We start from the raw sequence: 23902 nt of genomic DNA, 5'->3' as shown, positions 1-23902 counted from the left end.
ACGGCGTACGCGTACTACGCCGGGCCGGAAGACGTCCGGTTCGGGGAGAAGCTGTACTCCGACGTCCGGGGCTTCGACCTGCTGTCCGTGAAGAACCCCGTCCTCGACTATCCGCTGTGCGGCGCGATGCTCTTCGCGCTCGGCGCCTGGGGGCTGCTGCGGGAGGCCATGGCTCCGCGCGACGCGATCGGGCTGCTGGTGCTGGCCGAGCGGTTCGCGTACAACTGCGCCATGCCCAGCATGAGCTTCGAGCAGATCGAGCCGTACGCGGAGCGCGCCGCGCCCGGGATGATCGCCGCCGTGCGGGCCGAATATGGCGACCGACGCGGCTCTGACCTGCTCGACGAGGCGTGTGTCCTGGTCGAGCAGGTCTCCGGTCGTGATGGGCGAGGGTCACATGTGCCGCTTGTAGCTGCGTACCGACAGCGGGGCGAAGATCGCGATGACGATCACGCACGCCAGGAGCGTCCAGGCCACCTCCCCGCTGACGACGGCACTGTTGGCGAGGTCGCGGGCGGCTGTGACCAGATGTGAAACCGGATTGACCCGTACGAACGCGGCCAGCCAGCCGGGCAGGGTGTCGACGGGGACGAACGCGTTCGACAGGAACGTCAGCGGAAACAAGATCATCATGGAGATGCCCTGTACGGCCTGGGCGCTCCGCGCGATCGTACCGACCCAGGTGAACACCCACGCCAGCGACCAGCCCGTGATGATCGCCAGCAGGATCGCGGCGAACAGGCCGACGGCGCCGCCGCCCGGGCGGTAACCCAGCACCAGGCCCATGCCGAAGGTCAGCGTGGCCGCGATCGTGTAGCGCAGCAGGTCGGCCACCATCGGGCCGGCGAGCGGCGCGATCCTGGCGATCGGCAACGACTTGAACCGGTCGAAGACGCCCTTCTCCATGTCCTCGCGGAGCTGCGTGCCCGTGGCCATGCACGTCGTCAGTACGGTCTGAGCGAGAATGCCCGGAACCATCATGGGCAGATAGCTCTCCACGTCACCGCTGACGGCGCCGCCGAAGATGAAGGCGAACATCGCGGTGAACAGGATGGGCTGCAGCGCCACATCGAAGAACTGCTCCGGGTTGCGGCGCATCTTCATGAGCGCCCGCCACGCCATCGTCATGGTCTGGCTGAACGTCTCTCCCAGCGAGACGCGCCGCCGGGCGGCCGCCACGCGGTCGGCGGCGATCATGGTGCTCATCGGTTGTTCTCCTCCATGCCGTTCTTGTCGTCCGTCCCGTGGCCGGTGAGGGCGAGGAACACCTCGTCCAGGCTGGGCTTGGCCACGCTCACCGAGGAGATCGACACTCCGGCGGTACGCAGCGCGATCAGTACGTCCGCGGCCAGGTCGGCCTGGTCGAGGGCGACGTTGAGACGCCCCTTCTCCGGGCTGAGCACCGGGTCGGAGCCGAGGACACGACGCACGACCTGTACGGCGGTGGGCACCTCGCCCGGCTCGGCCAGCAGCAACTGGAGGGTGGAGTCGCCCACCGCGGTCTTCAACTCGTCGGGGGTGCCCTCGGCGACCTTGTGGCCGTGGTCGATGACGGCGACGCGGTCGGCGAGCTGGTCGGCTTCGTCCAGGTATTGAGTGGTCAGCAGCACCGTGCAGCCGTCGGCCACCAGGCCGCGGATGGTGTCCCACATCTGGCCGCGCGTACGCGGATCGAGACCGGTGGTCGGCTCATCCAGGAAGATCAACGGTGGCCTGGTGATCAGGCTGGCCGCCAGGTCGAGGCGCCGGCGCATGCCGCCGGAGAACTGCGCGATCGGCTTGTCGGCGGCCTCCTCCAGGCCGAACTGACCCAGCAGCTCGATGGCGACCCGCCGGGCGCGCGGGGCGGCGATGCCCTGCAGGCGGCTGAACAGCCGGAGATTCTCGCGGGCCGTCAGGTTCTCATCGACCGACGCGTACTGTCCGGTGACGCCGACCAGTTGCCGGATCATGTGCGGGTTGCCCGCCACGTCGACCCCGAAGATCTCGGCACGACCCGCGTCGATCTTCAACAGGGTGGCCAGCATGCGCAGGGTGGTGGTCTTGCCGGCGCCGTTCGGTCCGAGGACGCCGAAGATCTCACCGGGACGCACGTTCAGGTCGATCCCGTCGACGGCACGGTGCTCGCCGAACGTTTTCACCAGCCCTTCCGCACGTACGGCCAGTTCGCTGCCCCCATCGAGGGCCGGGCCGCCCCCGGTACGTCCGAGTTCTGTGATGCTCATGGCTCAACTGTCGGCGCCCCCGGTTTCACGGCACCCTCGCCCAGGTTTCACCCGTTGCCCGATCACGTGGTCGCCTGACGGGATCCCACCCCGGCAGGCCCGTTGTTCTGTCGGCGCGGCCTCGTAAGCTCCCGAACATGACATCAGAGCCGGCCCACGACCCACGTCCGACCTTCGCCCGGGCACTCGATCAGGCCGGGCGGCAGGTCGCGGCGGTAAGTCCCGATGAGCTGAGCAACCGCACTCCCTGTGCCGATTACGACGTTCGCGCGCTGCTCGGGCACGTGGTCGCGGTGCTGCGCAAGCTCACCCGTGTCGCCACCGGAGGCGATGCGCGCGACGTCCCCGATGTCATCGACGGCATCGCCGATGACGGCTGGGCAAGCGCGTTCGTCCAGGCCCGTAGCGAGGTCGAGCGGGTGTGGGCCGACGACGACCTCCTCAATCGCATGGTCGAGCTACCGTGGGCCACGCTGCCCGGCCGAGTTGCTCTTGAGGCCTACACCCACGAGTTCACGGCTCACTCCTGGGACATCGCACATGCCACCCGGCGGCTCGCCGACCTCGACCCCGACCTTGCCGCGCAGGCATTCGAGGCATTCTCGAAGTTCGCGCCGCCAGAGGCCCGCGGCGAGAAGGGCCCGTTCGGCCCGGCCGTACCGGTGTCCGACGACGCCGACGTCTACACCCGGCTGGCCGCCTACCTGGGGCGCCAACCATAGTCAGCCGTCGCCGTTGTCGTCCGTATCCGGCGATGGCGGCCACCCCTGCTGGCGCTCGATCTCGGCCTGTTCCCAATCGGCCAGGCTAGCCTCCCGATCGTGCGCGGCCTCGGCCCGATCCGCCCCGGCCATCTGGCGGTCGTCTCGCGCCCGCCGCCGATCCCGCCGTCCGGCCTCCTCGTCGGCCAGCCTCGCCGCCCGCTCCTGGCGTACCGAATCCCATCTCTCGCGCAACGCCGCGCGATCCGTACGGTCGTGCTCGCGAGCGTCCTGCCATTCCTGCCGCAGCGTGGCGAGATCGCGGCCGTCATCCGGACCGTCGGCTTCGTCCCGCTGGTCGATGGCCTGAGCACGCTGCTCGGCCTGCCACAGCGCATCATGGAAGGCCCGGTCGGCGGCATCGCCCGCCAACCGGCCCCGCCGCGCTTCGTGGCCCCGCTCAACAGCGGCCCTGTCGTGCCGTTCGGCCGCTTCATCGCGCCGCTGAGCAGCACGGTCACGCTGCTCGGCCGCGTGATCCCGGTCAGCCGCCCGGCCCTGGCGGGTTTCGGCACTTTCACCGGGCACCACACCACCCCGGCCGGCATCGTCGAGGCGCTCACGCAACATTCCGGCCATCAGCCGGGCCTCGTCGCTCAGCCGCTCATCCCCGACCCGGTCGGCCAGCTCCCACAACAGCGCCGCAAGCGCCGACATCTCCTGCTCATCAAGCATCTTCGTACCTCCCCAACTGGGAGAGCCGTTATCAACACTAGGCCCCCGGCGCCGAGACGTCACAACCGCCCAACGTCCAGGAAGCCGATGGACTCTCGGATGCCCAGCAGACCTGACGCGCCCGCTCGTCCGTACCCCGATCGATCAAGCCGTCGCTGGGCAGGGCACCAGGATGGGCGACAAGGCGACAGATCGCAACGAGGAGTCACGAGAGCGCGCGCAGCAGGCTCACGAGCGTGGGCGGCGCGCCGGGCAACGCGCTGAGCAGGCACGCGAACGGGCCGAAGAGCTGAAGGAGCCGGCCTCCGGTGCCACCTCGCCGCGGGTGCGGCAGGCGGCTGAGCGGGCCGACCAGGCACACCAGGAGGCGGCGCAGGCTGAGGCCGAAGCCCGCACCGGTCATCGGCGCGCCGCCCAGGCGCATCGCCAGAACGCCGCCATGCACGAGCAGGCCGCTCAGGACGAGATCGGGGACGTGTCACAGCACCGACGGCAGGCGGCACACGAGCGTCAGGCAGCACGCGAGGACGATCGGCTCGCTCACCCCGACACGCCGCATTGATCGCTAGAACCCCGGCCCAAGGAGCACCGTATGGGCGTTGTCCGGACCATGGACATGTTTTCCCACCCTCGCTACCGAGGACACCTTCTCCGCCCTGAGAACCTCCACAAGGTGCCGGGCCAGCCAATCCCCATCCACCTCACCAGGACCTCCGGCGTCTAATGTCCACGACCGCACGGTCCGTTCGACACTCCGCGACCAGCCCAGCCCCTCACCCGGCGAGAAGTGCTTGAACCAGCCCTTGACGGTCAACCGCTCGGCGGAATGAACGGCGAGAACCGCGCGAGTCCCCGCGAACGCGGTGACGCCCACGCTCCTCCCGATCGCGGACGTCTCGGCAGGCAGCGTACGGAGAAAGCCGGACAACAAACGTGGCAGTGCCGTCCACCGAGGCACCCGCCACCCGCCCGGCGTGCTGAGCCCTTCGTTGGCGGCGTTCAGATACTCGACGACGAAACCAGACACCGAGGACGTTGGTCTCCACGACCGTGCGGACCGGCACCTATCCGCCCGGGCGGTTCACCGGCACGAACATCCTGATCAACGCTGCCTGCCCGGGCCTGGTCGCGACCGACTTCACCGGCTTCCAGGCCCCCCGCACTCCCCAGCAGGGCGCCGCCACCGCGATCCGGCTCGCCACGCTGCCTGATGGCGGCCCGACCGGCTCATTCTTCGAGGACGACGGCATCATCCCCTGGTGACCATCGCAATTACCTACCGGAGACAAGCTCGGCCAGGTGCCGCAGCGAGTTGGAAAGATGCTCAGGACCGAACGGCGGAAACTGAATGTATTCCCGAATGAACGGCGGCACCGCCGACCAGTCGTAGGTGAGCATGACCTCGGTCTCGGACGAACCGATCGGCGCCAGGTCATAACGCCAGATCCACCCGCCGAACTCCATTTGGCCGTCGCTCTTCTCCTCCCCTGTCATCCAGCCGATGACGCGCGGCGGGTCGAGCACCTCAACCTTGTTGACCACCCGATAGTCACCGTCCGGATGGTTGGCGTGATACATGTCCATCCGGAAAACCTGCCCCACCTCGGTCAGTGGCACCTGGTTGACGGCTTCCTGAACCCAGCCGGTGCCATCGATCGCAGAATGGGTCGTCGGATCCGCCAGCACCGCGAACACCTTCTCGGCGGGCACGGCGACGGTCAGGGTGGCGCTCACGTTCTCCTGGTCCATGGTGTGCACACTCCTCATCTCGGGCGCGGAAGGGGACGTTCTCACCATGCAGACGACCCGGCAAAGCGAAACTCATCGGTCGTACGGGCAAAACCGGCGCGCGCTGGTGGCCACGATCCGCTCGCGCCGGGTGGGTGGTGGTTCCTAGGCTCAACGGCCCATGAAGTCGACGGGCCCACGGGTCGGCAGCGCGCCGGGCAGGTACAGGAGGCGCTCTCTGCGGCGGGCCGCCACGATGGTCGATGCCGCCGGTAGCGCGGTCACCGAGACCGTCACCGCGACCGCCGCCCACGTGGCCGCGTCGGGCTGGACCAGTGACTGGCCGCGCAACGCCTGCCAGGCCGTGATCGCGAACAGCCCGGCGTACCCCAGAATGACGGCCCCGACCAACCGCGCGCGCACGCGCTCGCCGCGCAGCCAGCGGACTCGGGTCGCGAGAACGGTGAGAAGGAGCACCGCGAGCACGAACACCTGGATGGAGTGCAGGCCGATGAAGTGCGGGACGCGCAGGTCGCCGCCCGTGGTGCTCCAGTTCGTGATCGGCATGCCGCCGCCGTCCGGCGCCCCCACCCCGTGCTGTCCCAGCAGCGACACCGGGTTCCCGTAGGCGTCCTCGACCGTGCGGGGGGCGGTCGCCGACGTCCACCCGACCCAGAAGGACGCCAGCGCCATGCCGAGGACGGCCAGCCCGATCCCGGCGCGCAGGGCCCAGGTGAGCGGGGCGTCGCCGACCCGCTGGAACAGCAGCATGACGGCGATGAGCAGGCTAGCCCCGAACAAGCCGACCACGCCTGACTGGAAGATCACCTGCCCGATCTGGTTGAACGTGTCGGTGTTGGTGTTGAAGTGGCTGTACGTGCCGCGGGCGGCCTGCACCACGATGAAGCCGACGTCGATGAACCCGGCGACGGCGAAGGCGGTTCCGAGGGCCCACATCGTGCGCCTCGCCTTACGAAGCTGCGGCAACAGCCAGGCGAGCGTGGCGCCGTACATGACGAACGAGACCCCGAACTTCAACGGTTTCGCCCAGATCGACTGGTGCATCAGCTCGCGGCCGTCGACGAAGAGGCCGACGCCCGCAACGACGACGAGCGCGGACATCGCCGCCACCATGATCATCAACGGCCGGTGCCACGAACGCAGGACGGTTGCGTACGGTGTATCTAATGTCATGCGTACAGCGTAGCCAGGGCGCCGCGAAATAGCCCTAAATGGCCTGATAAAGTGCACTAGTACGACGGAAAGTGAACTAGTACATTGAGGAGCTGTCATGCCGGACCCGCCCTACCGACGGATCACCGCGGAGTTCCGCACCCGGATCCTCACCGGCGACCTGCGGGCCGGCGACCGGATGCCCTCCATCCGGCAGATCGCCCAGCGATGGGGTGTCGCGGTCGCGACCGCGACCAAAGTGGTGGCGGCCCTGCGCGACGAAGGGCTGGTCGAGGCGAAGGTCGGCTCCGGCACGGTGGTCAGCGCACAGGCCGGTCACCGGCAACCGGCCACGTCACCGAGGCCGCGGCAGGCCGGAGGCGCCAAGCAGGCGCTGAACCGCGGGCAGGTCCTGCGCACCGCCATCGCGATCGCCGACGGCGAGGGGCTCGACGCCGTGTCCATGCGGCGGCTCGCGGCCGAGCTCGGCGCCGGTCCGATGTCGTTGTACCGGCACGTGGCCAACAAGGACGAGCTGGTCACGCAGATGGTCGACCAGATCTTCGGCGAACCGGAGCTGCCCGACCCCGGGCCGGAGGGCTGGCGGGCCAAGCTCGAACTGATCGCCCGCCTGCAGTGGGAGCTGGGGCGGCGGCACCTCTGGCTGCCCAGGGCCATCTCGTTCACGCGGCCGCTGCTCGTACCCAACATGATGGCTCACACCGAGTGGACCCTGCGCGCGCTCGACGGCCTCGGGCTGGCCATGGACGTACGGATGCAGGAGGCGATCACCCTGCACGCCCTGGTCATCACGGCCGCGCTGTCCATGGCCGACGAGGTCGAGGCGGAGCAGGCGACCGGGGTCACGCTCACCCGATGGTGGCTCGCGCGGCGCGAACGGGCCGGCGAGGTCCTCGGCAGCGGACGATTCCCCCTGCTGGCCGCGATCGCCGAGGAGACGGCGCCGGATCTGGACCGGCTGTTCGAGTACAGCCTGGCCCGCCACCTCGACGGTTTCGCCGCTTTGGTGGAGAGGTAGGACGGCTCACGCCGGGTCGGGCAGGTCCATCGCCGCCAGTTTGCCCGGGTCGGTCAGGAGATCGATGCCGGCGATCCGGTCCCCGACGACGGTGAACGCGAGGACCGAGATCGGCGTGCGGTCCGCGCGCCAGGAGACGAACCCGGGCAGACCGTTGACGAGCACCTCCCGGAACATCGCGGCCGCGGCCGTGCCGGGGGCCCGGCTCGATCGCCCGGCGACCTCGGTGGCGCCGATGGTGACGACCACGCCGCCAGGGGTGTCGACGGTCAGCCGCACGTCGGGGTCGAGCACGCGCAGCAGCCCCTCGAAGTCGCCGCGGCGGGTCGCCGCCATGAAGGCCCGCACCACCTCTCGCTGCTCCCGTACGGTGCCCGCCGGCCGTTCGGTCCCCTGCACCTTCTTCCGGGCCCGGCTGGCGAGCATCTTGGCGGCGTCGGTGGACCTGCCGAGGATCTTGCCGATCTCGTCGAACGGCACCGCGAACATGTCGTGCAGCACGTACGCCAGCCGCTCGCCCGGCCCGAGCGAATCGAGGACGACGAGCAGCGCGAGCCCGACCGAGTCGGCGAGCACCGCGTCGTCCTCCGGCTCGGGGCCGTCGTCGACCGTCACCACGAGGTCGTCGTAGGACAGCTCGGGGTGGGCCCGGCGCGATCGCAGGACGTCGAGACTGATCCGGCCGACCACGGTGGTCAGCCAGCCGGCGACGTTGTTGATGCTCGCCGCGTCCTGGCGGGAGAGGCGCAGCCAGGCCTCCTGGACCACGTCCTCGGCATCGGCGTGCGATCCGAGCATGCGGTACGCCACCGCGCGCAGCCGTTCGCGCTGGGCCTCGAACGCCTCGGTCAGCGGGTCCGTCGACATGTCGTTACCTTCCTCGGTTCTGCTCCGTCATGGGTCATGACGAGCCCGGACGGGCACACGTAACCGACGAAGGAGCACGACCGATGGAAGCACGTTTGAAGAGCGCGCCGAACGCCGACGTCACGACCGCGATCCAGCACCTCTTCAAGGCGATGAGCGCCGGCGGCGTCGACCCGCTCGTCCTCGAACTGGTCCACCTGCGGGCCAGCCAGATCAACGGCTGCAGCCCGTGCGTGTACGGCGGGGTCGCTTCGGCCAAGAAGCACGGCGAGACGGACGAGCGGCTGCACAGCGTGGTCGCGTGGCGTGAGACGTCTTTGTTCACCGACGCGGAGCGGGCCGCGCTCGCGCTGGCCGAGGCCGCCACCCGCATCCAGGACGGCGCGACGGGGGTGACCGACGAGATCTGGAACACCGCCACCGACCACTTCGACGAGAAACAACTGGGCGCGATCATCCTGAACATCGCGCTGACCAACTTCTTCAACCGGATCAACCACACGGTACGGGAGCAGGCCGGCAAGACCTGGTAATCGAGACGACGGGTGCCGGCCGGTCGTGTCAACATGCTCGATCATGGGGGAGTACGAGACGAGCGACGAGACCCTGGCCACCATCGCCGGCCGGCACGGCGTCACCTTTGACCGGGTACGTCCTCTTCCCCGGGGGGTGGCGAACCACGTCTTCCTCCTCGGGGACGACCTGGTCCTGCGGATCCCGCGGTCCAAGCGGTATCTCCAGGACCTGGTCAAGGAGGCCGAGGTCATCCCGGCTGCCCGGCACGCGGGCGTCCGTACGCCGGAGGTCGTCGCCTTCGACTCGGTGGTGGACGTGCCTTACATGGTGCTCGCCCGGGCGCGGGGAGAAGATCTCGCCCGCCTCGAACCGCCGGACGGCGTCTTCCAGCAGGTGGGGCGGGAGTTGGCCAAGCTGCACCGGCTGTCCCCGGCGACCGTACCGGGCCTGTCCACCGTCCCCGTGGAGGACGGGAACGCGGACCCATGGGCACTCACCGACCACCTCCTCACGGCAGGCTGGATCGACGCCGAGGCCGCCCGCTGGCTCACCGGCTGGTTCGACCGCCTCTCGGCGCACCTCCCAGCGGACCCGCCCCTGGTCCTGGTGCACGGCGACATCGCCCCACAGAACCTCCTCGTCGCCCCTGAGACGGGCCGGCTCAGCGGCATCGTGGACTGGGGCGATGCCCAATGGGCCGACCCCGCCGTCGATTTCGCCAAGATGCCCCTGACCGCCATCCCGGCCATCCTCGACGGCTACCGCCAGGAGGCCGGCACACCGGCCTGGGAGGCTCGCGTGCTCTGGCACCACCTCACCTGGGCCCTCGGCCGCCTGACGAACCCGGCCCCGCACCCAGGCGAACGCCACTGGACCGCCCCACCCGCCAGCCGCCTCCTGGGCCTCCTCCGCTTCTTCACCTCAACCCCACCGGCCCCCTGGGCCGACCTGGTGTGAGCTGAATGAGCTTCAGCACCTACGCCCGCAGGGTCCGCGACCCTGCCCTGCCGTGCCGGTGGCGGGTGTCGTCGTTCCGTTCGTGCGTGCAGTTGTACAGGCCGCTCGGAATGGAGGCGACGCTGAGTTTCGTCGAGTCGCAGGCCGGGAGATACCAGCGCGACGAGGCGGCCCTGCTCCGGGCCCTGGAATTCGTCGAGGCCAGCCGCACCGTCCGGCGGGCCGAGTTCCAGGCGTACGCGACAAGGCGCCGCGAGGCCAAAAGGCAGGGCCGGCGATCGCCCCGCTCCGGGGAGACGAATCCGTACGAACAACGGCACTGGTACTGGTACGGCGCTCCCAAGGAAGCCGCGTTGCACGCCCTGCGGTTCTGGCGCTCCCGGCACCTCCCTCGCCTGGCGCCTGCCACGGACCCGGTTCTCCTGGAGCTCAGCCACTGCGTCACCGAATACCTGGACTCCAGGGAAGCCCAGCGCACCCGCCTGAGCGAACTCGAGCAACGCCTGAATTCGTGGGACCTCGTGCTGCTCATCCGGCACATCGAGGTGGCATCGGGCCTCCGATAACGTGAGCCATACAATTTCACCCGGACACTCTGTTCGAGGAAATCCCGGTCCTGTTCGTCGGAATCACATGCCCCCCGGAGGAAGTGGCACGGCGCGAACGGGAACGAACCGACCGGAACTCGGTGCCGCCGCTCGATGAGCCGGTCCACGCGCACGGCTTGCTACGACGTGGAGGTGGACACCTCCGTCCATGCCGTTGAGGGCTTCGTCGGGCCCGTCGGCGTCGGCGCGTGGCAGGCCCTCCAGCCGGCGACCTGAAGCGCTCTTGCCGCCGGTTACCTGGAGATCATGCATATGCCCCACACTCGATGTAAGGTCACAAATGGCCCGAGTGCCCCAGGGCGCAGCAGCCAGGGCTTTCGACTCACCTGCCGGATGGCTACTATCAGGCACCAATCGCCTACCACGGCGATTTCGTCATAGTCGCACCGAATCGGTGAGGAGAGTGTCCTGCACGTGGCTGGATTAGGCAGGGTCGGGCGACGACGAACGAAGAAGGAGCCTCGGCGGCTGGCCGGGGTCCGCCGGCTGCCACTGCGTACCGTGCTGCTCATCGTCGTGTTCGTGCCGAGCGTTACCTTCACTCCGCTGCTGGCCTCCGGCATGTACCAGCTGTCCTCGCAGTGGCAGGCGGAGAAGGTCCAGATGGACCTGGCGACCACCACCGTCGGCGCCCCCGCGGCCGACCTGTTCTTCAGCCTGGACCGGGAGCGGCTGCGTACCGCCGAGATGCAGGCCGACCCGAGTAGCACCAACCGCGACAAGCTCGCCAAGCAGCGCGCGGAGACCGACCGGGCCGTGAGCGCCTTCCGTCCCGTGTCGGCCGTGAACGACCGCCGCGCGCAGGCGGGGCTCACCGACGCCATCGCCAAGACCGGCCGCGACCTCGACCTCCTCACCCAGCAGCGCGGCGCGGTGGACAGCGGCTGGTCCAGCTCGCAGCAGGCGTTCAACTACTACAGCGAGGTCCTCGAATCGGACCTCGGCGTGCTGACCGCCCTCAGCAACACCGACGAGGGCGAGGTGAACAGCCAGGCGCAGACGCTGGTCGACCTCTTCTGGGTCGTCGACATGATCGGCCGCGAGGACGCCATCCTGGCCGCGGGCTGGAAGACGGGCCGCCTGACGCGAGACCAGTACGACCTGGTCGCCGGCGCCATCGGCACCAAACGGCACCTCCTGCGCTCCCGCGTGGTCCCCAGCCTGACCGGCAACGAGACCCCGCACAGAACGCTGACGACCAGCAACGCCTGGGACACCATGAGCACGCTGGAACGGCGGCTGGTCACCTCCGGGATCAGCGCCGACAGCAACCGCGTGACGATCCGCGGCGACGCCGCCAAGTGGCGCGAAGCGGTGGACGCGGTGTCGGAGCAGGTGCGGGACCTTCTCGGCCTCCGGCTCGCCAACGTCGCCGAGAGCGGCTACAGCCACGCCAACATGTTGTTCGTCATCTTCATCAGCGTCACGAGCGTGGGCCTGCTCGCCGTGGGCCTGGTGATCTTCACGAGCTGGCGCCTCACCTCCATTCTCCGCCGGCGCATCCTCCACCTTCGCGGAGAGGCCCACGAGCTCCAGGAGCGGCTGCCCAAGGTGGTCGCCCGGCTGGAGCGCGGCGAGGACGTCGACGTGGACGCGGAGGTCCACCTGGTCGAGCCCACCCCCGACGAGCTCGGCGAGCTGGGGCAGGCGCTCAACGCGGCCAGCCGCAGCGCCGTCGCCACCGCCGTCCGGCAGGCCGAGCAGCACCGCGGCTTCCAGCGCATGCTGCAGCGCATCGCCCGCCGTACCCAGATCCTCATCGGCCTGCAGCTCAAGAAGCTGGACGAGCTGGAGCGCAAGCACGAGGATCCCGAGGTGCTGGAGGGCCTGTTCGACCTCGACCACCTCACCGCCCGGCTGCGCCGCTACGAGGAGAACCTGGTGATCCTCGGCGGCGGTCAGCCGCAGCGCCGCTGGCGCAAGCCCGTACAACTGCTCGACGTCCTGCGCGCCGCGCAGGGCGAGGTCCAGGACTACCGGCGGATCTCGATCGACGTCGAGGGCGAGTCCTGGGTGGCTGAGCGCGCGGTCGGACCGCTGGTCCACGTGCTGGCCGAGCTCATGGAGAACGCCACCACCTTCTCCAAGCCGCAGACCCCCGTCGAGGTACGGGCCGCGCAGGTCAGCCGGGGCATCGCGGTGGAGATCGAGGACCGCGGCCTCGGCATGGAGCCCGAGCAGTACGCCGCCGCCAACGACCTGATGCGGTCACCGCCGCAGCTCGACGTGATGACCCACGCCGACGACGTGCGCCTCGGCCTGTACGTGGTCGCCCGCCTCTCCGCCGGCCTGGGTCTCCAGGTGGAGATGCGGTCCTCGGCCTTCGGCGGCACCCGGGTCATCGTGCTACTCCCGGAAACGCTGGTCGTGGACCGCCCCCGCGCGGCACCGGAACCGGAAACCCCCCAGGACACCACTCCGCAGGAAGGCCGCCCGCCCCACGAGGATGCGCGGTTGCCGACTCGCTCCAGAGGACGTGCGATGGCGAATGTGACAGCAGCATCACCGGATCGGGACGACCCACCCCCGTCGTCCGATCTCCCGCCGCTGCCCCAGCGGGTGCGCCAGGCCAGCCTGGTCACCGAGCTGAAGGGCGCGGCGGACCGGGAAGAGCAGCCCGAGGCCGTACGGGACCAGCCCAGGCGCTCCAGTGCCACGATCGGCGCGTTCCAGAGGCAGTCCCGCCGGCGCCGTACCAGCGACGACGACGCCCCCGGTCCCAACGGAACACCTACTACGGAAGATCGATGATGACGCAGCGAACCACCGCCACCAACGCGGACCTGGACTGGCTCCTGGACGGCCTGGTCGCTCAGGTCGCGGGCACCCGGCACGCCATTGTGCTGTCCGACGACGGCCTGGTGATCAGTCGTTCCCGGAGCATCGAGCGCGCGGACGCCGAACGCCTCGCCGCGATCGCCACCGGCCAGCAGAGCCTGGCCCGCGGGGTCGGGCACCTCTTCAGCGGCGGCCCGGTGCACCAGGTCATCATCGAGATGGCCGATCTGTGGTTGTTCATCACCGCGGCGGGCCGCGGCACCCATCTGGCCGTGGTCGCCTCCCAGGAGGTCGACGCCGAGCTGATGAGCGTCGCGATGCACACCCTGATCCAGCAGGTCGGACAGAAGCTGGGCACCGACACGCGGCCCCCGCAGATCGATGACGCGGGGAGACACGGATGAAGCACTGGACGGAGAGGTTCGACGACGATGACGCCGACGAGTCCCTTGTCCGTCCTTACACGATCACCGGCGGACGTACCACCTCAGAGCGGGACGACCTCACGCTGATCACCCTGGTGACGGCGCTCTCCGACGTCTCTCCGGAGAGCGCCCGGCGGAAGCTGCAGCCTGAGCACCGCAGCATCCTCGCGCTGTGCAAGCGGCCCCTGGCGGTGGCCGAGGTCGCCTCCGGGCTGAAGCTGCCGGTGTCGGTGACCAAGATTCTCATCGGCGATCTGATCGACGCCGGTCAGGTACGGGCCCGGCCGCCTCTGGCCTTCGCGCAGGCGGGCGGTTTCCCCGATATGACGATTCTCGAGGCGGTACGGGATGGCCTACGCAAGCTCTGACCCGGCGGACAGCGCTCCCCTGGCAGTGAAGATCCTCATCGCCGGTGGGTTCGGCGTGGGGAAGACGACCCTGGTCGGCGCGGTGAGCGAGGTCGCCCCGCTGCGTACCGAGGAATATCTCACCCACGCCAGCGTCGGCGTCGACGACCTGGAGGGCGTGAGCGGCAAGACCACCACCACCGTCGCGCTCGACTTCGGCCGCATCACGATCAACAGCGAGATCGTGCTCTACCTGTTCGGCACCCCCGGCCAGGAACGGTTCTGGTTCATGTGGAACGACCTGGTCAACGGGGCGATGGGCGCGGTCGTCCTGGTCGACACCCGGCGGCTGGACGTGAGCTTCGCCTCGATCGACTTCTTCGAGAGCCGGGGCATCCCCTTCGTCGTCGGCGTCAACTGCTTCCACGGCGTCAGGGAACGCACCCAGGACGAGATCCGCAAGGCGCTCGACCTGGACCCGCAGGTGCCGCTGGTGCTCTGCGACGCCCGCGACCGCAAGGCCGGCCGCGACGTGCTGCTGGCGCTCATCGACCATCTGCTGGCCGCCGCGGCGCACTCCGTCGCCTAAGGCAGGCTAGGGCAGGTTAGGGCAGGGCGCCGGAGATGACCGTGCTCACCATCCGGTGTACGTCCTCGGCCCGCGGCGCCGGCCCCGTCCGGTCGGCGAACAGCAGATGCGCGGTGCCGACCAGCGTCGGCGCGAGCATGCCCGGCACGGCGTCCGCCCTGAGGCGGCCCAGGTCCCGTTCGGCGGCCAGGTAGGACTCGATCATCCCCATGGCCTCCGTCAGGACCGGAACACCGGCCGGCCAGGTCTGACGGAGCCGGGCGCGCAGTTCGTCCCGGAAGGTGACGAGGGCGACGATCGCCACGGCGACCGACTCGAACAGGGCCTTCAGCGCGTCGGCGAGGTTGCCGGCGACGCTGCCGCTGCCGGCTGACTCGCGCAGGGCGGCGGCCCGGGCGTCCATCCGATCGACGCGGTCGAGGACGAACTCGGCGAGAAAGCCGTCGAAGTCGGTGAAATGCCGGTGCAGGACGCCTTTGGCGCAGCCCGCCTCCGTGGTCACGGCCCGGCTGGTCAGCTCACTCGGCCCGTCTCTGAGCAAAATGCGCTCGGCGGCGTCGAACAGTTGCTCGCGCACGTCACGGATGGCCACCCCTGTCGGCATGTACGCGCATTCCTTCGAACTCGGGAAGCCCGCTCGTTGACGAGTGGGCACTTGCCCACTACCGTGGGCGCATGCCCACTATACCTTCGGGGCAGCAGCCCCATCAGCTAAGACAGGTAGCGGAATCGTTCGGCGCGGATCCCGAACGCTATGACCGGGCCCGTCCCAGCTATCCCGGTGCCATGGTGGCCGCGATCGCCGCCGACAGCCCCGGCCCGGACGTCCTCGACGTCGGCTGCGGCACCGGCATCTCCAGCCGCCAGTTCCAGGCGGCCGGCTGCAAGGTGCTGGGCATCGACGTCGACGCGCGGATGGCCGACGTGGCCCGGCGTAGCGGGGTGGAGGTCGAGGTGGCCGCGTTCGAAGCCTGGGAACCCGCCGGCCGGACCTTCGACACCGTCATCGCCGGGCAGACCTGGCACTGGGTGGACCCGGTCGCGGGAGCGGCCAAGGCGGCGCAGGTGCTGCGGCCCGGCGGCCGGCTCTCGGTGTTCTGGAACGTGGCCCAGCCCCCACCCGAGGTCTCCGCCACCTTCGCCGAGGTCTATGCGCGGGTGCTGCCCGAACTACCGATCTCCAAGGCGACGATGACGCCGTTGGAGGGGTACGCGGTGATGTTCACCAACGCGGCCGACGGGATGCGGGCGGAGAAGGCGTTCGGCGAGCCGGATCAGACGCGCTACGACTGGGAGCGGACCTACACCCGGGACGAGTGGCTGGACCAGGTTCCCACGCACGGCGGCCACAGCCGGTTCGCGCCGGAGCAACAGGCGGAACTGCTCGCGGGCATCGGGGCCGCGATCGACGCGGTGGGAGGCGCGTTCACGATGGAATACGCGACGGTGGCGGTCACCGCCGTCCGGATCTAGACCTGCCAGAAGGCCGGCAACACCACGTGTACGGCGGTCGCGCCCAGCACACTGACCACCGCGTCGCGCGTCTTCAGGTGCGGCCCGACCGCCACAGCGCCGGCGCCGTGGACACGACGCCCGGCCAGGCTCACGATGAAGCGGATCAAGGACTAGGGCTTTCGGTAGATGTGGATGTTCTTGAGGTAGGCGTCGCTCCTGGCCGACATCGCCGACCTGCCGTACAGGCCGCACTTGAAGTAGTGGGTGGCGTCGCCGCGGTCGTTGAAGCTGGCCTGGTACTGGCGGTTGACGAAGACGTGCACCTTGCCGATGGCCGTTTCGTGGACGACGTTCAGCCTGATGTAGGTGTCGTACACCGGGCTGAAGATCCGCGTCGTGGAGTCGTAGTAGTTGATGCTGTTGGTGTTCATGGCCAGCGTCATGAAGGCGGTCGCGGCCGTGGCGCCGCCGAAGACCTGCATGACGCAGACCCGGTGCGCCCCGGCCTTGATCTTCATGTCGCACTCGAACTGCGCCTGGCCAGAGGTGTAGTCGTTGTGGAAACGCAGTTCGCTGCGCGGCCCCGAGTCCTGGCCGGGGAAGGTGCTGGGGTCGGTGTCGTACAGCCAGAAATGGTGCTCACCGGTGGCCGTGTTGAGCGTGTGCCGGGTGCGGTCCGGCGGCTGGTGCACGGAGTAGCCGGGGGAGATCTCCGTCCAGCCGGAGCCGATCGGCCCGGCGGCAGCGGCGGCAGGCCGGGGCAGGGCCACGAGTCCCAGACCCGTGCCGGCGGCGGTGAGGAAGGCTCTTCTGTCCATGGATCGCTCCTGTTCTCCGGGGGGGCGTAGAGTCAGAATTTGCGAAACTTTGCGAAACATTGGCCTGCGGAAAACGTAGGCTAGACATCGGATGTCGTCAAGAGCCTCCCAGCACGGCAGACTAGGGAGCAGGAGGACGTGCACAGTGGACGACATCACGACGGATCGGCGCAGCACGATGGCCGACATCGCGGCGAAAGCCGGGGTCTCGGTCTCGACCGTGTCCAAGGTGCTTCACGGAAGGTCGGATGTCTCCGCGAAGACGCGCGGCAAGGTGCAGCGGCTGCTCGGGCAGCACGGCTACACGCTGCCCGGCCGCTACGAGCAGCCCGGCGGCCTGATCGAGTTCGTCATCAACGAGCTCGACAACCCGTGGGCGGTGGAGCTGATCCACGGCGCCGAGGAGGCGTTGCAGGCCGAGGGCATGGGCCTGGTCGTCTCGGCCGTGCACAAGCGCAGCAGCGTGGCCCGCCAGTGGCTCGACGACCTCGCCACGCGCGGTTCGCTGGGCGCGATCCTGGTCATCTCCGAGCTCTCGGCCGGCCAGCAGCGCGAGCTCGACCGGATGGGCATTCCCTTCGTGGTGGTGCAGCCGTCCGTGGACGAGGGCCCCGACGTGCCGTCGGTCGGCTCGACGAGCTGGAACGGCGGTTTCGTCGCCACCAAGCACCTGATCGAGCTGGGTCACCGGCGGATCGCGGCGATCACCGGGCCGGCCCACCGGCTGACCTCGCGGGCCCGGCTCGACGGCTTCCGCGCGGCCCTCGACCAGGTCGGCATGGAGGCCGATCCGGCCCTGATCCGGCACGGCGACTACAGCCACGAGCCGGCCTACCGGCACGCCCTCGAACTCCTGAGCCTGCCCGACCGGCCCACGGCCGTGTTCGCGGGCAACGATCTGCAGGCGCTGGCGACATACCGGGCGGCCCGGCAGCTCGGGCTGCACGTGCCCGACGACGTCAGCGTGGTCGGGTTCGACGACCTGGCCTTCGCCCAGTGGATCGCCCCCACGCTCACCACGGTGCGGCAGCCGCTGGCCAGCATGGCGGCGATGGCCGCCCGCATGCTGGTGCAGCTCATCAACGGGCAGACGCCCGAGACGCTGCGCGTCGAGCTGGCCACCAGCCTGGTCGTCCGCGAGAGCACGGCCCCCGTCAGGGCCTAGCTCGGCTCGGGGACGGCTCCGGACAGGTAGATCGACTCCTCCAGCAGTTGCGGGGTCAGCCGGATCCCCGTGAGCTGCTCGGCCAGCAGGAACGCGGGCCCGTTGTGGGGGTAGGTGTGGCCGTGGTCGGAGGTGATCCGGCGCATGGTCTCCACGAGCTCGCCCGGGGTCTGCGGTGAATAGCCTTCCTGCGACAGGAAGGCGAACCGGATTTCTCCGTCTTCGGCCCAGTAGAAGTAGTCATCACCCTCGATGTTCAAGAAATGGGAGACGAGCCGGGTGCCCGCCGACAACGGCATGATGGTCTCCTCCGTGATGCCGAGCAGGCCGTTGGGCTCGACCATGAACACCCAGTCGCCCACCGCCGTGGCCCCGAACAACATGCCGTCACTGTCGGGCCGCGAGTAGGCCGCGTCGACCAGCTCCCCGAGCGTCATGAGGGAGAAGTCCTCCGTCCGGCCGCCGAGCCGGGTCACCAGTTGCTCGGGGGTCAGGCCGCGGACGTAGGTGAAGCAATAGGCGTCCGCCAGGTCGGGGTAGCGCTCGCACGAGAACCAGGCGTAGTCGTCGATCATCATGTGGCGATCCAATCCGTTCGGGCTCGGGGGGTGCAGCAGCATCAAGCTATCCGGCCTCGGGACCGGTCATGCGAGCGATTCGAGCACTGTACGGGCGAAGCCCGACGCCGCCTCCTCGTCGTCGCGCTGCCCCGGTGCGGACATGTGATGCAGGAACGCGTGCTGGAAACAGGCGCCGAGGAGCAGTCCGGCGGCGGCGTACACGTCGGCGTCCGGGCGCACCCGGCCCGCCTCCCGCTGGGCACGCAGATAGCCGGCGACCGCCTCGTTGACCTTGTGCGGGCCGACGCCATGCTTGCGTAGCTCCTCCTTGTACGCGGTCAGGGTGTCCGGGTCGGCGAACATCGAGGCCAGCATCGGGAACCCGGACCGGTAGAAGTCGATCGCCGCCCGCGCCACGGCGGTGAGGTCGTCCACGAGCTCGCCTCCGCCGCGCAGAGCCCGGGCGAACTCCGTGAAGCCGGGCGAGCGCTCCCGGACCACCGCCAGCAGCAGGTCGGCCTTGTTGGTGAAGTGTTTGTACAGGGCCGCCTCGGTGAATCCGGCGGCCCGCGCGATCTGGCGGGTGGTCGCGTTGACCAGGCCCTGCTCGGCCACCACCTTGGCCGCCGCGTCGAGGATCACGTCCCTGGTGCCCATTTCTCCTCCTTCGTCTTGACGGGTGAGTAAACACTCACTAACCTCTCGGTCTTGTGAGTGAGTGTTTACTAACCAAGGAGGAGCGTAGTGGAGATCACCGTCTTCGGCGCGACCCGCGGGACCGGGCGGCACGTGGTGGAGCAGGCGCTCGCCGCCGGGCATCACGTCACCGCGGTGGTACGCCGCCGCCTGCCTGACGTTCCTGGGCTCGATCAGGTGGTCGCGGACGTGATGGACCCCCGCGCGATCGAGGAGGCCCTGACCGGCCGGGACGCCGCCGTTTCCGCCCTGGGCCCGCGCGGCCGTGGCGCCGGCTCCGTGTGCGCCGACGGGGCCCGGTCGATCATCACCGCGATGCGCGAGACAGGGCTGCGCCGCCTGGTCGTCGTCACGGCCAGCGGGCACGTCGTGGACGCCGGTGACGGGCCGCTCAATCGGGCCGTGGTCAAGCCGCTGCTCGGGCTGTTCCTGCGGGAGGGGTTCGCCGACTTCGCCCGTACCGAGGAGGCCGTCCGCGCCAGCGGCCTCGACTGGACGATCATGCGGCCGCCGCGTCTCACCGACGGCGAACGCCGCCCCTACCGGACCGCCGTCGACGAGAACGTCCGGCGCGGCATCACCATCGCCCGCGCCGACCTCGCCGACGCCATCCTGGCCACGCTCGACGACGAGGCCACGATCGGCCACACCGTCTCCGTGGGCTACTGACGATGAAGCGACTGATCGTGATCTCTCTCTGCCTGCTCGTCGCCGCCGCAGGTCTGGTCGGATATCTGACCTTTCTCCGCCCGCCCGACAACCCGCCCGCCGCCTGCACCGCGGAACCCACCCGGCCCCGCGTGGTGGCCGCCGGCGACAGCCTGACGCAGGGCTCGCTCGGGGCGAACTGGTTGGCCGCGCTGCGCGCCAAACATCCCGCGTACGAGTTCGTCAACGCCGGCATCAACGGCAACACCTCGGCCGACCTGCTGCGACGCGTCGACAGCGACATCGTGGCGTGCCGTCCGGCCGCGGTCACCCTGCTGATCGGCACCAACGACGTACGCGACGACGTCCCCCTCGACCAGTACCGGAACAATCTCCGCGGCACGATCGAGCGCGTCAAAGCTCAGACCGGCGCCCGCGTCGCCCTCATGTCCCTCCCACCACTGGGCGAGGACCTGAACACCGACATCAACCGCAAACTGACCGGCTACAACGCCGCCATCAAGGAGATCGCGACCCAGGCGAACGCCGACTACCTGCCCCTGCACGAGCGCATGGCCGAGATCCTGCGCGAAGGCCCCAGAACGGCGTACGACTTCAGCTTCCCGCTGGCCTTCGAGGCCGCGGCCCAGCACTACCTGTTCCAGCGCGGCTGGGACGAGATCGCCCGCTCCGGCGGCCGCGAACTGCTCGTCGACCACGTCCACCTGGCCGACCGGGGTGGCGCCATCGTCGCCGATCTCACCACAGACTGGCTCCATGGCCTTTGAGGAAACACCTCTCACCGGAACAGGGCGCTCCTGCTAGGCTGTGACTGAAAATCCAAACAAGTCATAGGGGCAGAGCATGGCCGTCGCGTTCACGGCACAGGACAAAGCCCGCATCGCCGCGTCGCTGCTCGACACCGCGGAAGAGCTCTTCGCCACCCAGGGCCTGAAGAAGACCTCGCTCGACGAACTGGTCGCCCCCGCCGGCATCGCCAAGGGCAGCTTCTACGCGTTCTACGACTCCAAGGAGGAGCTCTACAAAGAGGTCATGATCCGCAGGGCGCCCCTGATGGGCAAGCTGCTGGCCGCCGCGCTCGACCGGCCGCCGAGCGCGGAGGCGCTGGTGGCGCTGATGCGGAGCATGATCGAGGTGCTCACCACCGACCCGTTCTACCGCCGGCTGATCACCCGCCCCGACGAACTGGAGGCGGTGGCCCGCCGGGTCGGGGCCGAGGAGGTCGCCCGCGTCACGCCGCACCTCCTCACGCCGCTGATCGACTACCTCGCCCGGGGGCAGGCCGACGGGGTGATCGTCGCGGACGTCGCGCCGGAGGTGCTGGTCGGCGTCCTGCGTACGGCGGGGCTGCTGGTGCTCAACCGCGACAGGTTCGGGCCCGACCACGAGCAGGTGGTCGAGGCCACCATCAACGCGCTGGCGAGAGGGCTGATCGCATGAACGTGCCGAAGCGGTACGCGCGCGCCGTGGGCATGACCGACGAGGCGTGGAAGCGGCACGCCAACCCGTGGAGCGTCTGGACTCGGTTCGCCGCCATCCCGCTGATGATCGGGGCGATCTGGAGCAGGGAATGGCTCGGCTGGTGGGCGCTGGTCCCGGTGGCGCTGGTCGTCGTCTGGCTGGCGCTCAACCCGCACGTCTTCCCGCCGATCGAGCGGCCGGAGAGCTGGACGGCCCGGGGCATCTACGGGGAGAAGATGTGGCTTCGCGACCGGTCCCTGATCAGCGACGATCATCGCAACGTGCAGCGGTTGCTCATCGGGGTGGGGTCGGCTGGGTTCGCGCTGCTCGGGTGGGGGCTGGTCGCGCTGGAGCCGTGGCCGACGGTGTTCGGCGCCACTCTGATCACGCTGGGCCAGCTCTGGCGCATCGACCGCCTCGGCCTGCTCTATCTGGAGAGTACGGGTCACACGACGACGAGCTGATCACCGGCTGACAGGGCTCGCGCGGCCTCCAGCAGCGTACCGTCGGAGCCCGGCCGGCCCATCAGCCCGACCCCGGTGACCGAACCACCGGCCCGTACGGGGACCACCACCACGGGCGCCCCCGCCAGGCCGGCCGGCGCGTTGAACAGCAGGGCCTGCCGCCGAAACGCCACCAACTCCTCCTCGGCCGCCGTACGCAGCGGGGGAAGATCGGCCAGCACGGGCATGACCGCGATGGACCCGGGCCTCAGCACCGTGGCGAACAATTCCCGATATTCCGCCCAAGCACTCTCATCGGCCTGGCCCGTCCCTTCACCGAACGCCTTCGCCCGCGCGAGCCGCCTCCGTACGTCCTCCGCCAGAAACCCTTCGTTGGCCGAGACCCAGTCCCCGTGCGCCGCCCAGACCTCCCGCCCCTGCAGCCGCGAGAACAGCTCGGCCACCTCCTGACTCACCAGCCCGCCCAGCCCTCGCACGACCCGCCCGCCGAGCGCCGCCGCCACCCCTTCCACCGCCCGGGCGACGAACGGCTCAACGGGCGCATCATCGAGCACCCGCACCTCACCGACCGGGGGAGCCGCGACCTCCGCCAGCACCCTCGCGGCGATGAGCAGCAGCTCGGCGTCCCTGGCCATGAGTCCGACGACATCGAACGACGGCGCCAGCGGCAGCACCCCGCGAGAGTCGACCAGCCCATGCGTGGGCCGATAGCCGAACAGCCCGCACGCGGCCGCCGGCACCCTGATGGATCCCGCCGTATCGGTGCCGAGCCCAAGATCCGCCTCACCACCCGCGACGGCGGACGCCGACCCTGACGACGATCCGCCGGTGAACCTGCCCGGGTTGACCGGATTGATCGGCTGCTCACCCTCACCCATGCTGCCGGTCAGCGAATAGGCCAACTGATCCAGCTTGGCCATCCCCCGGACGGACGCCCCGGCCCCGATGAGCCGCTCGACCACGGGAGCCGTCTCGGTCGCCGGGGCATGGGTCTCCCGCCAGCGCGGATGCCCAAAAGACGACACGTGCCCCCTGACCGCGAACAGATCCTTGACCGCCACAGACCGATGCCGCAACGGCCCAGCCTCGGCCGCCGGCATCGCGAAGGAGCCCGGAACCCAGCACCGCAGGGAATCGGCCGACATACGATCCCTCCTCAGGCCCTCCTCAGGCCCTCCTCAGGCGAGTCACCGCCATGGTCGCACGGCCCGCATCACCCACCGATCAGCCGGACACGGACAGCCGTCCACCCGGCTACTCGACCGTTCTGAGGATCTGCTCGATCGCTGTGGCGCGGGAGCGCAGCTCCGCCAGGTCGGCGGCCGTGCGCTGCTGGGCGTCCATGGTGTTCTCGGCGAGCTGCTCGAACCGCCGTACGAGCTGACGCAGGTCATCGGCCTGGTCGGCCTGCAGTTTGGTCTTGCGATTGTCGAACATGCCCACGACGACCACGCTGATCCGGAACGTGACCAGGATCAGCACGCCCAGGTAGAAGATCACCTCAGGTCAGGACATTGCCATCAGGAGCGCTCCTTGGATCCGGGACCCTGCTCCGGGTCCGGCCGGGTGAGGGTCTTGGCCGCCGCTGCAACAGCCGGCGCGGTCAGGTGCAGGCTGAAGTCGGTGACCTCGTAGTACTTCATGGCCTTGCCATCGTCCGACAGCTCCAGGCTGCCGGCGATCAGCCCGGCGGACTCCAGCTTGCGCAGGTGCATGTGGAGCAGAGGGCGGCTGATGCCGATCACCCGAGCCAGGTGGCTCACGTAGTCGCGACCGCCGGCCAGCTCCGCGACGATGCGCAGCCGCAGCGGGTTGGCCAGGGCCGCCAGCATCTCGACCAGGTCGTCACCCGTCGGCCCGGCCTCCGTCATAAACGTCCACCTGTAAGATTGTTGTTACACCTGAAACCGTAACATTAGCCCTCGC

At 69.5% G+C, this 23902-nt stretch carries 32 protein-coding genes and 1 pseudogene; 19 read left to right on the top strand and 14 right to left on the bottom strand.

The features are described 5' to 3' along the window. Positions 1-393 precede the first annotated feature (393 nt). Entirely contained in the window at positions 394-1206 is an 813-nt protein-coding gene (locus C4V41_RS64240; RefSeq protein WP_103957043.1) for an ABC transporter permease, read from the bottom strand. Continuing rightward, on the bottom strand, positions 1203-2225 hold the full coding sequence (locus C4V41_RS18105; protein WP_103957042.1) for an ATP-binding cassette domain-containing protein: 1023 nt from the start codon (positions 2223-2225) through the stop codon (positions 1203-1205). Before C4V41_RS18105 ends, C4V41_RS64240 begins: the two co-directional genes overlap by 4 nt. 137 nt (positions 2226-2362) lie before the next feature. Between C4V41_RS18105 and C4V41_RS18100 the strand changes: the two genes are divergently transcribed. After that, a complete protein-coding gene (locus C4V41_RS18100) occupies positions 2363-2947 on the top strand; it encodes a TIGR03086 family metal-binding protein (RefSeq protein WP_103957041.1) in 585 nt (194 codons plus the stop codon). Here C4V41_RS18100 and C4V41_RS18095 read toward each other — a convergent pair whose 3' ends face one another. After that, positions 2948-3661 (bottom strand): hypothetical protein, encoded by a 714-nt coding sequence (locus tag C4V41_RS18095; protein WP_103957040.1) that lies wholly within the window; start codon positions 3659-3661, stop codon positions 2948-2950. 172 nt (positions 3662-3833) lie between these two features. Here C4V41_RS18095 and C4V41_RS60740 point away from each other — a divergent pair, with 172 nt between their 5' ends. Both C4V41_RS60740 and C4V41_RS18085 read left to right on the top strand, forming a co-directional pair. Then, on the top strand, positions 3834-4223 hold the full coding sequence (locus C4V41_RS60740) for a hypothetical protein (RefSeq protein WP_146103698.1): 390 nt from the start codon (positions 3834-3836) through the stop codon (positions 4221-4223). A gap of 473 nt (positions 4224-4696) precedes the next feature. After that, on the top strand, positions 4697-4924 hold the full coding sequence (locus C4V41_RS18085; protein WP_235030202.1) for a Rossmann-fold NAD(P)-binding domain-containing protein: 228 nt from the start codon (positions 4697-4699) through the stop codon (positions 4922-4924). Positions 4925-4933: 9 nt separating this feature from the next. Here the strand turns inward: C4V41_RS18085 and C4V41_RS18080 are convergent, their stop codons facing one another. Together C4V41_RS18080 and C4V41_RS18075 are read right to left on the bottom strand one after the other, a co-directional pair. Beyond that, on the bottom strand, positions 4934-5410 hold the full coding sequence (locus tag C4V41_RS18080; protein ID WP_200824052.1) for an SRPBCC family protein: 477 nt from the start codon (positions 5408-5410) through the stop codon (positions 4934-4936). Positions 5411-5560: 150 nt separating this feature from the next. Further along, positions 5561-6583 (bottom strand): hypothetical protein, encoded by a 1023-nt coding sequence (locus C4V41_RS18075; protein WP_200824051.1) that lies wholly within the window; start codon positions 6581-6583, stop codon positions 5561-5563. Positions 6584-6680: 97 nt separating this feature from the next. Here C4V41_RS18075 and C4V41_RS18070 point away from each other — a divergent pair, with 97 nt between their 5' ends. Then, positions 6681-7601 (top strand): TetR/AcrR family transcriptional regulator C-terminal domain-containing protein, encoded by a 921-nt coding sequence (locus C4V41_RS18070; protein WP_103957037.1) that lies wholly within the window; start codon positions 6681-6683, stop codon positions 7599-7601. Positions 7602-7607: 6 nt separating this feature from the next. On the opposite strand, the gene C4V41_RS18065 is transcribed toward C4V41_RS18070, so the two are convergent. Beyond that, a complete protein-coding gene (locus C4V41_RS18065) occupies positions 7608-8468 on the bottom strand; it encodes a sigma-70 family RNA polymerase sigma factor (protein ID WP_103957036.1) in 861 nt (286 codons plus the stop codon). A gap of 83 nt (positions 8469-8551) precedes the next feature. Here C4V41_RS18065 and C4V41_RS18060 point away from each other — a divergent pair, with 83 nt between their 5' ends. The 9 genes and pseudogenes from C4V41_RS18060 to C4V41_RS18025 all read left to right on the top strand — a co-directional run bounded on the left by C4V41_RS18060 (position 8552) and on the right by C4V41_RS18025 (position 14688). Beyond that, positions 8552-9001 carry a carboxymuconolactone decarboxylase family protein gene (locus C4V41_RS18060; RefSeq protein WP_103957035.1) on the top strand — a complete coding sequence of 150 codons (450 nt, stop codon included), beginning with the start codon at positions 8552-8554 and terminating at the stop codon, positions 8999-9001. A 43-nt stretch (positions 9002-9044) separates the two neighbouring features. After that, positions 9045-9941 carry a phosphotransferase family protein gene (locus C4V41_RS18055; RefSeq protein WP_103957034.1) on the top strand — a complete coding sequence of 299 codons (897 nt, stop codon included), beginning with the start codon at positions 9045-9047 and terminating at the stop codon, positions 9939-9941. 5 nt (positions 9942-9946) lie between these two features. Further along, positions 9947-10507 (top strand): hypothetical protein, encoded by a 561-nt coding sequence (locus C4V41_RS18050; protein ID WP_103957033.1) that lies wholly within the window; start codon positions 9947-9949, stop codon positions 10505-10507. Between the two features lie 8 nt (positions 10508-10515). Continuing rightward, a pseudogene (locus C4V41_RS66120) lies at positions 10516-10614 on the top strand (phosphotransferase-like protein); the annotation flags it as partial. Between the two features lie 28 nt (positions 10615-10642). Further along, a complete protein-coding gene (locus C4V41_RS65340; RefSeq protein WP_268808615.1) occupies positions 10643-10765 on the top strand; it encodes a hypothetical protein in 123 nt (40 codons plus the stop codon). Positions 10766-10963: 198 nt separating this feature from the next. Then, a complete protein-coding gene (locus C4V41_RS18040) occupies positions 10964-13300 on the top strand; it encodes a sensor histidine kinase (protein ID WP_235030201.1) in 2337 nt (778 codons plus the stop codon). After that, entirely contained in the window at positions 13297-13731 is a 435-nt protein-coding gene (locus tag C4V41_RS18035) for a roadblock/LC7 domain-containing protein (RefSeq protein WP_407670001.1), read from the top strand. Before C4V41_RS18040 ends, C4V41_RS18035 begins: the two co-directional genes overlap by 4 nt. Continuing rightward, positions 13728-14120: a DUF742 domain-containing protein gene (locus C4V41_RS18030; protein WP_103957031.1), complete on the top strand. Its 393-nt coding sequence runs from the start codon at positions 13728-13730 to the stop codon at positions 14118-14120. Before C4V41_RS18035 ends, C4V41_RS18030 begins: the two co-directional genes overlap by 4 nt. Continuing rightward, positions 14101-14688 carry a GTP-binding protein gene (locus C4V41_RS18025; RefSeq protein ID WP_103957030.1) on the top strand — a complete coding sequence of 196 codons (588 nt, stop codon included), beginning with the start codon at positions 14101-14103 and terminating at the stop codon, positions 14686-14688. The genes C4V41_RS18030 and C4V41_RS18025 overlap by 20 nt, the downstream gene beginning before the upstream one ends. Before the next feature lie 16 nt (positions 14689-14704). Here the strand turns inward: C4V41_RS18025 and C4V41_RS18020 are convergent, their stop codons facing one another. Then, on the bottom strand, positions 14705-15292 hold the full coding sequence (locus C4V41_RS18020) for a TetR/AcrR family transcriptional regulator (RefSeq protein ID WP_103957029.1): 588 nt from the start codon (positions 15290-15292) through the stop codon (positions 14705-14707). A gap of 71 nt (positions 15293-15363) precedes the next feature. On the opposite strand from C4V41_RS18020, the gene C4V41_RS18015 reads away from it, so the two are divergent. Next, the gene (locus C4V41_RS18015; RefSeq protein WP_103957028.1) at positions 15364-16161 is read left to right on the top strand and encodes a class I SAM-dependent methyltransferase; all 798 of its coding nucleotides are present in this window, start codon (positions 15364-15366) and stop codon (positions 16159-16161) included. On the opposite strand, the gene C4V41_RS61865 is transcribed toward C4V41_RS18015, so the two are convergent. Both C4V41_RS61865 and C4V41_RS18010 read right to left on the bottom strand, forming a co-directional pair. After that, positions 16158-16310: a hypothetical protein gene (locus C4V41_RS61865; protein WP_160150316.1), complete on the bottom strand. Its 153-nt coding sequence runs from the start codon at positions 16308-16310 to the stop codon at positions 16158-16160. The genes C4V41_RS18015 and C4V41_RS61865 overlap by 4 nt on opposite strands. Positions 16311-16313: 3 nt before the next feature. After that, entirely contained in the window at positions 16314-16961 is a 648-nt protein-coding gene (locus C4V41_RS18010) for a polysaccharide lyase family 7 protein (RefSeq protein WP_103957027.1), read from the bottom strand. Between the two features lie 145 nt (positions 16962-17106). Between C4V41_RS18010 and C4V41_RS18005 the strand changes: the two genes are divergently transcribed. After that, positions 17107-18126, top strand: coding sequence for a LacI family DNA-binding transcriptional regulator (locus C4V41_RS18005; protein WP_407670000.1), 1020 nt, complete (start codon positions 17107-17109; stop codon positions 18124-18126). Here the strand turns inward: C4V41_RS18005 and C4V41_RS18000 are convergent. Then, positions 18123-18704 carry a DUF6461 domain-containing protein gene (locus tag C4V41_RS18000; protein ID WP_235030200.1) on the bottom strand — a complete coding sequence of 194 codons (582 nt, stop codon included), beginning with the start codon at positions 18702-18704 and terminating at the stop codon, positions 18123-18125. The genes C4V41_RS18005 and C4V41_RS18000 overlap by 4 nt on opposite strands. Positions 18705-18770: 66 nt before the next feature. After that, positions 18771-19343 carry a TetR/AcrR family transcriptional regulator gene (locus C4V41_RS17995; protein ID WP_160150315.1) on the bottom strand — a complete coding sequence of 191 codons (573 nt, stop codon included), beginning with the start codon at positions 19341-19343 and terminating at the stop codon, positions 18771-18773. Positions 19344-19430: 87 nt separating this feature from the next. Between C4V41_RS17995 and C4V41_RS17990 the strand changes: the two genes are divergently transcribed. The 4 genes from C4V41_RS17990 (at position 19431) to C4V41_RS17975 (ending at position 21976) form a co-directional block, all read left to right on the top strand. After that, entirely contained in the window at positions 19431-20051 is a 621-nt protein-coding gene (locus C4V41_RS17990) for an NAD(P)-dependent oxidoreductase (RefSeq protein ID WP_103957025.1), read from the top strand. A 2-nt stretch (positions 20052-20053) separates the two neighbouring features. Beyond that, positions 20054-20818, top strand: a complete 765-nt coding sequence (locus tag C4V41_RS17985; RefSeq protein WP_103957024.1) for an SGNH/GDSL hydrolase family protein — start codon at positions 20054-20056, stop codon at positions 20816-20818. 76 nt (positions 20819-20894) lie between these two features. Further along, a complete protein-coding gene (locus tag C4V41_RS17980) occupies positions 20895-21491 on the top strand; it encodes a TetR/AcrR family transcriptional regulator (protein WP_103957023.1) in 597 nt (198 codons plus the stop codon). After that, positions 21488-21976: a DUF6653 family protein gene (locus tag C4V41_RS17975; protein ID WP_103957022.1), complete on the top strand. Its 489-nt coding sequence runs from the start codon at positions 21488-21490 to the stop codon at positions 21974-21976. The genes C4V41_RS17980 and C4V41_RS17975 overlap by 4 nt, the downstream gene beginning before the upstream one ends. Here C4V41_RS17975 and C4V41_RS17970 read toward each other — a convergent pair. The 3 genes from C4V41_RS17970 to C4V41_RS17960 all read right to left on the bottom strand — a co-directional run bounded on the left by C4V41_RS17970 (position 21958) and on the right by C4V41_RS17960 (position 23847). Next, complete coding sequence (locus C4V41_RS17970; RefSeq protein ID WP_103957021.1) at positions 21958-23121, bottom strand: amidase family protein; 1164 nt, start codon at positions 23119-23121, stop codon at positions 21958-21960. The genes C4V41_RS17975 and C4V41_RS17970 overlap by 19 nt on opposite strands. Before the next feature lie 109 nt (positions 23122-23230). Beyond that, positions 23231-23476, bottom strand: coding sequence for a hypothetical protein (locus tag C4V41_RS17965; protein WP_200824049.1), 246 nt, complete (start codon positions 23474-23476; stop codon positions 23231-23233). A 20-nt stretch (positions 23477-23496) separates the two neighbouring features. Beyond that, positions 23497-23847 (bottom strand): ArsR/SmtB family transcription factor, encoded by a 351-nt coding sequence (locus C4V41_RS17960; RefSeq protein ID WP_103957020.1) that lies wholly within the window; start codon positions 23845-23847, stop codon positions 23497-23499. Between the last annotated feature and the right edge of the window lie 55 nt (positions 23848-23902).

Source organism: Nonomuraea solani (assembly GCF_900108335.1).
GTDB classification, from domain to species: Bacteria; Actinomycetota; Actinomycetes; order Streptosporangiales; family Streptosporangiaceae; genus Nonomuraea; species Nonomuraea solani.
This window is presented reverse-complemented; position numbering and strand designations above follow the sequence as displayed.

Coding starts and splice junctions, on each gene's coding strand:
- C4V41_RS64240 (WP_103957043.1), bottom strand. CDS start 1,206: ATGAGCACCATGATCGCCGCCGACCGCGTGGCGGCCGCCCGGCGGCGC.
- C4V41_RS18105 (WP_103957042.1), bottom strand. CDS start 2,225: ATGAGCATCACAGAACTCGGACGTACCGGGGGCGGCCCGGCCCTCGAT.
- C4V41_RS18100 (WP_103957041.1), top strand. CDS start 2,363: ATGACATCAGAGCCGGCCCACGACCCACGTCCGACCTTCGCCCGGGCA.
- C4V41_RS18095 (WP_103957040.1), bottom strand. CDS start 3,661: ATGCTTGATGAGCAGGAGATGTCGGCGCTTGCGGCGCTGTTGTGGGAG.
- C4V41_RS60740 (WP_146103698.1), top strand. CDS start 3,834: ATGGGCGACAAGGCGACAGATCGCAACGAGGAGTCACGAGAGCGCGCG.
- C4V41_RS18080 (WP_200824052.1), bottom strand. CDS start 5,410: ATGGACCAGGAGAACGTGAGCGCCACCCTGACCGTCGCCGTGCCCGCC.
- C4V41_RS18075 (WP_200824051.1), bottom strand. CDS start 6,583: ATGACATTAGATACACCGTACGCAACCGTCCTGCGTTCGTGGCACCGG.
- C4V41_RS18070 (WP_103957037.1), top strand. CDS start 6,681: ATGCCGGACCCGCCCTACCGACGGATCACCGCGGAGTTCCGCACCCGG.
- C4V41_RS18065 (WP_103957036.1), bottom strand. CDS start 8,468: ATGTCGACGGACCCGCTGACCGAGGCGTTCGAGGCCCAGCGCGAACGG.
- C4V41_RS18060 (WP_103957035.1), top strand. CDS start 8,552: ATGGAAGCACGTTTGAAGAGCGCGCCGAACGCCGACGTCACGACCGCG.
- C4V41_RS18055 (WP_103957034.1), top strand. CDS start 9,045: ATGGGGGAGTACGAGACGAGCGACGAGACCCTGGCCACCATCGCCGGC.
- C4V41_RS18050 (WP_103957033.1), top strand. CDS start 9,947: ATGAGCTTCAGCACCTACGCCCGCAGGGTCCGCGACCCTGCCCTGCCG.
- C4V41_RS65340 (WP_268808615.1), top strand. CDS start 10,643: ATGAGCCGGTCCACGCGCACGGCTTGCTACGACGTGGAGGTGGACACC.
- C4V41_RS18035 (WP_407670001.1), top strand. CDS start 13,297: ATGATGACGCAGCGAACCACCGCCACCAACGCGGACCTGGACTGGCTC.
- C4V41_RS18030 (WP_103957031.1), top strand. CDS start 13,728: ATGAAGCACTGGACGGAGAGGTTCGACGACGATGACGCCGACGAGTCC.
- C4V41_RS18025 (WP_103957030.1), top strand. CDS start 14,101: ATGGCCTACGCAAGCTCTGACCCGGCGGACAGCGCTCCCCTGGCAGTG.
- C4V41_RS18020 (WP_103957029.1), bottom strand. CDS start 15,292: ATGCCGACAGGGGTGGCCATCCGTGACGTGCGCGAGCAACTGTTCGAC.
- C4V41_RS18015 (WP_103957028.1), top strand. CDS start 15,364: ATGCCCACTATACCTTCGGGGCAGCAGCCCCATCAGCTAAGACAGGTA.
- C4V41_RS18010 (WP_103957027.1), bottom strand. CDS start 16,961: ATGGACAGAAGAGCCTTCCTCACCGCCGCCGGCACGGGTCTGGGACTC.
- C4V41_RS18000 (WP_235030200.1), bottom strand. CDS start 18,704: ATGATGATCGACGACTACGCCTGGTTCTCGTGCGAGCGCTACCCCGAC.
- C4V41_RS17995 (WP_160150315.1), bottom strand. CDS start 19,343: ATGGGCACCAGGGACGTGATCCTCGACGCGGCGGCCAAGGTGGTGGCC.
- C4V41_RS17985 (WP_103957024.1), top strand. CDS start 20,054: ATGAAGCGACTGATCGTGATCTCTCTCTGCCTGCTCGTCGCCGCCGCA.
- C4V41_RS17980 (WP_103957023.1), top strand. CDS start 20,895: ATGGCCGTCGCGTTCACGGCACAGGACAAAGCCCGCATCGCCGCGTCG.
- C4V41_RS17975 (WP_103957022.1), top strand. CDS start 21,488: ATGAACGTGCCGAAGCGGTACGCGCGCGCCGTGGGCATGACCGACGAG.
- C4V41_RS17970 (WP_103957021.1), bottom strand. CDS start 23,121: ATGTCGGCCGATTCCCTGCGGTGCTGGGTTCCGGGCTCCTTCGCGATG.
- C4V41_RS17960 (WP_103957020.1), bottom strand. CDS start 23,847: ATGACGGAGGCCGGGCCGACGGGTGACGACCTGGTCGAGATGCTGGCG.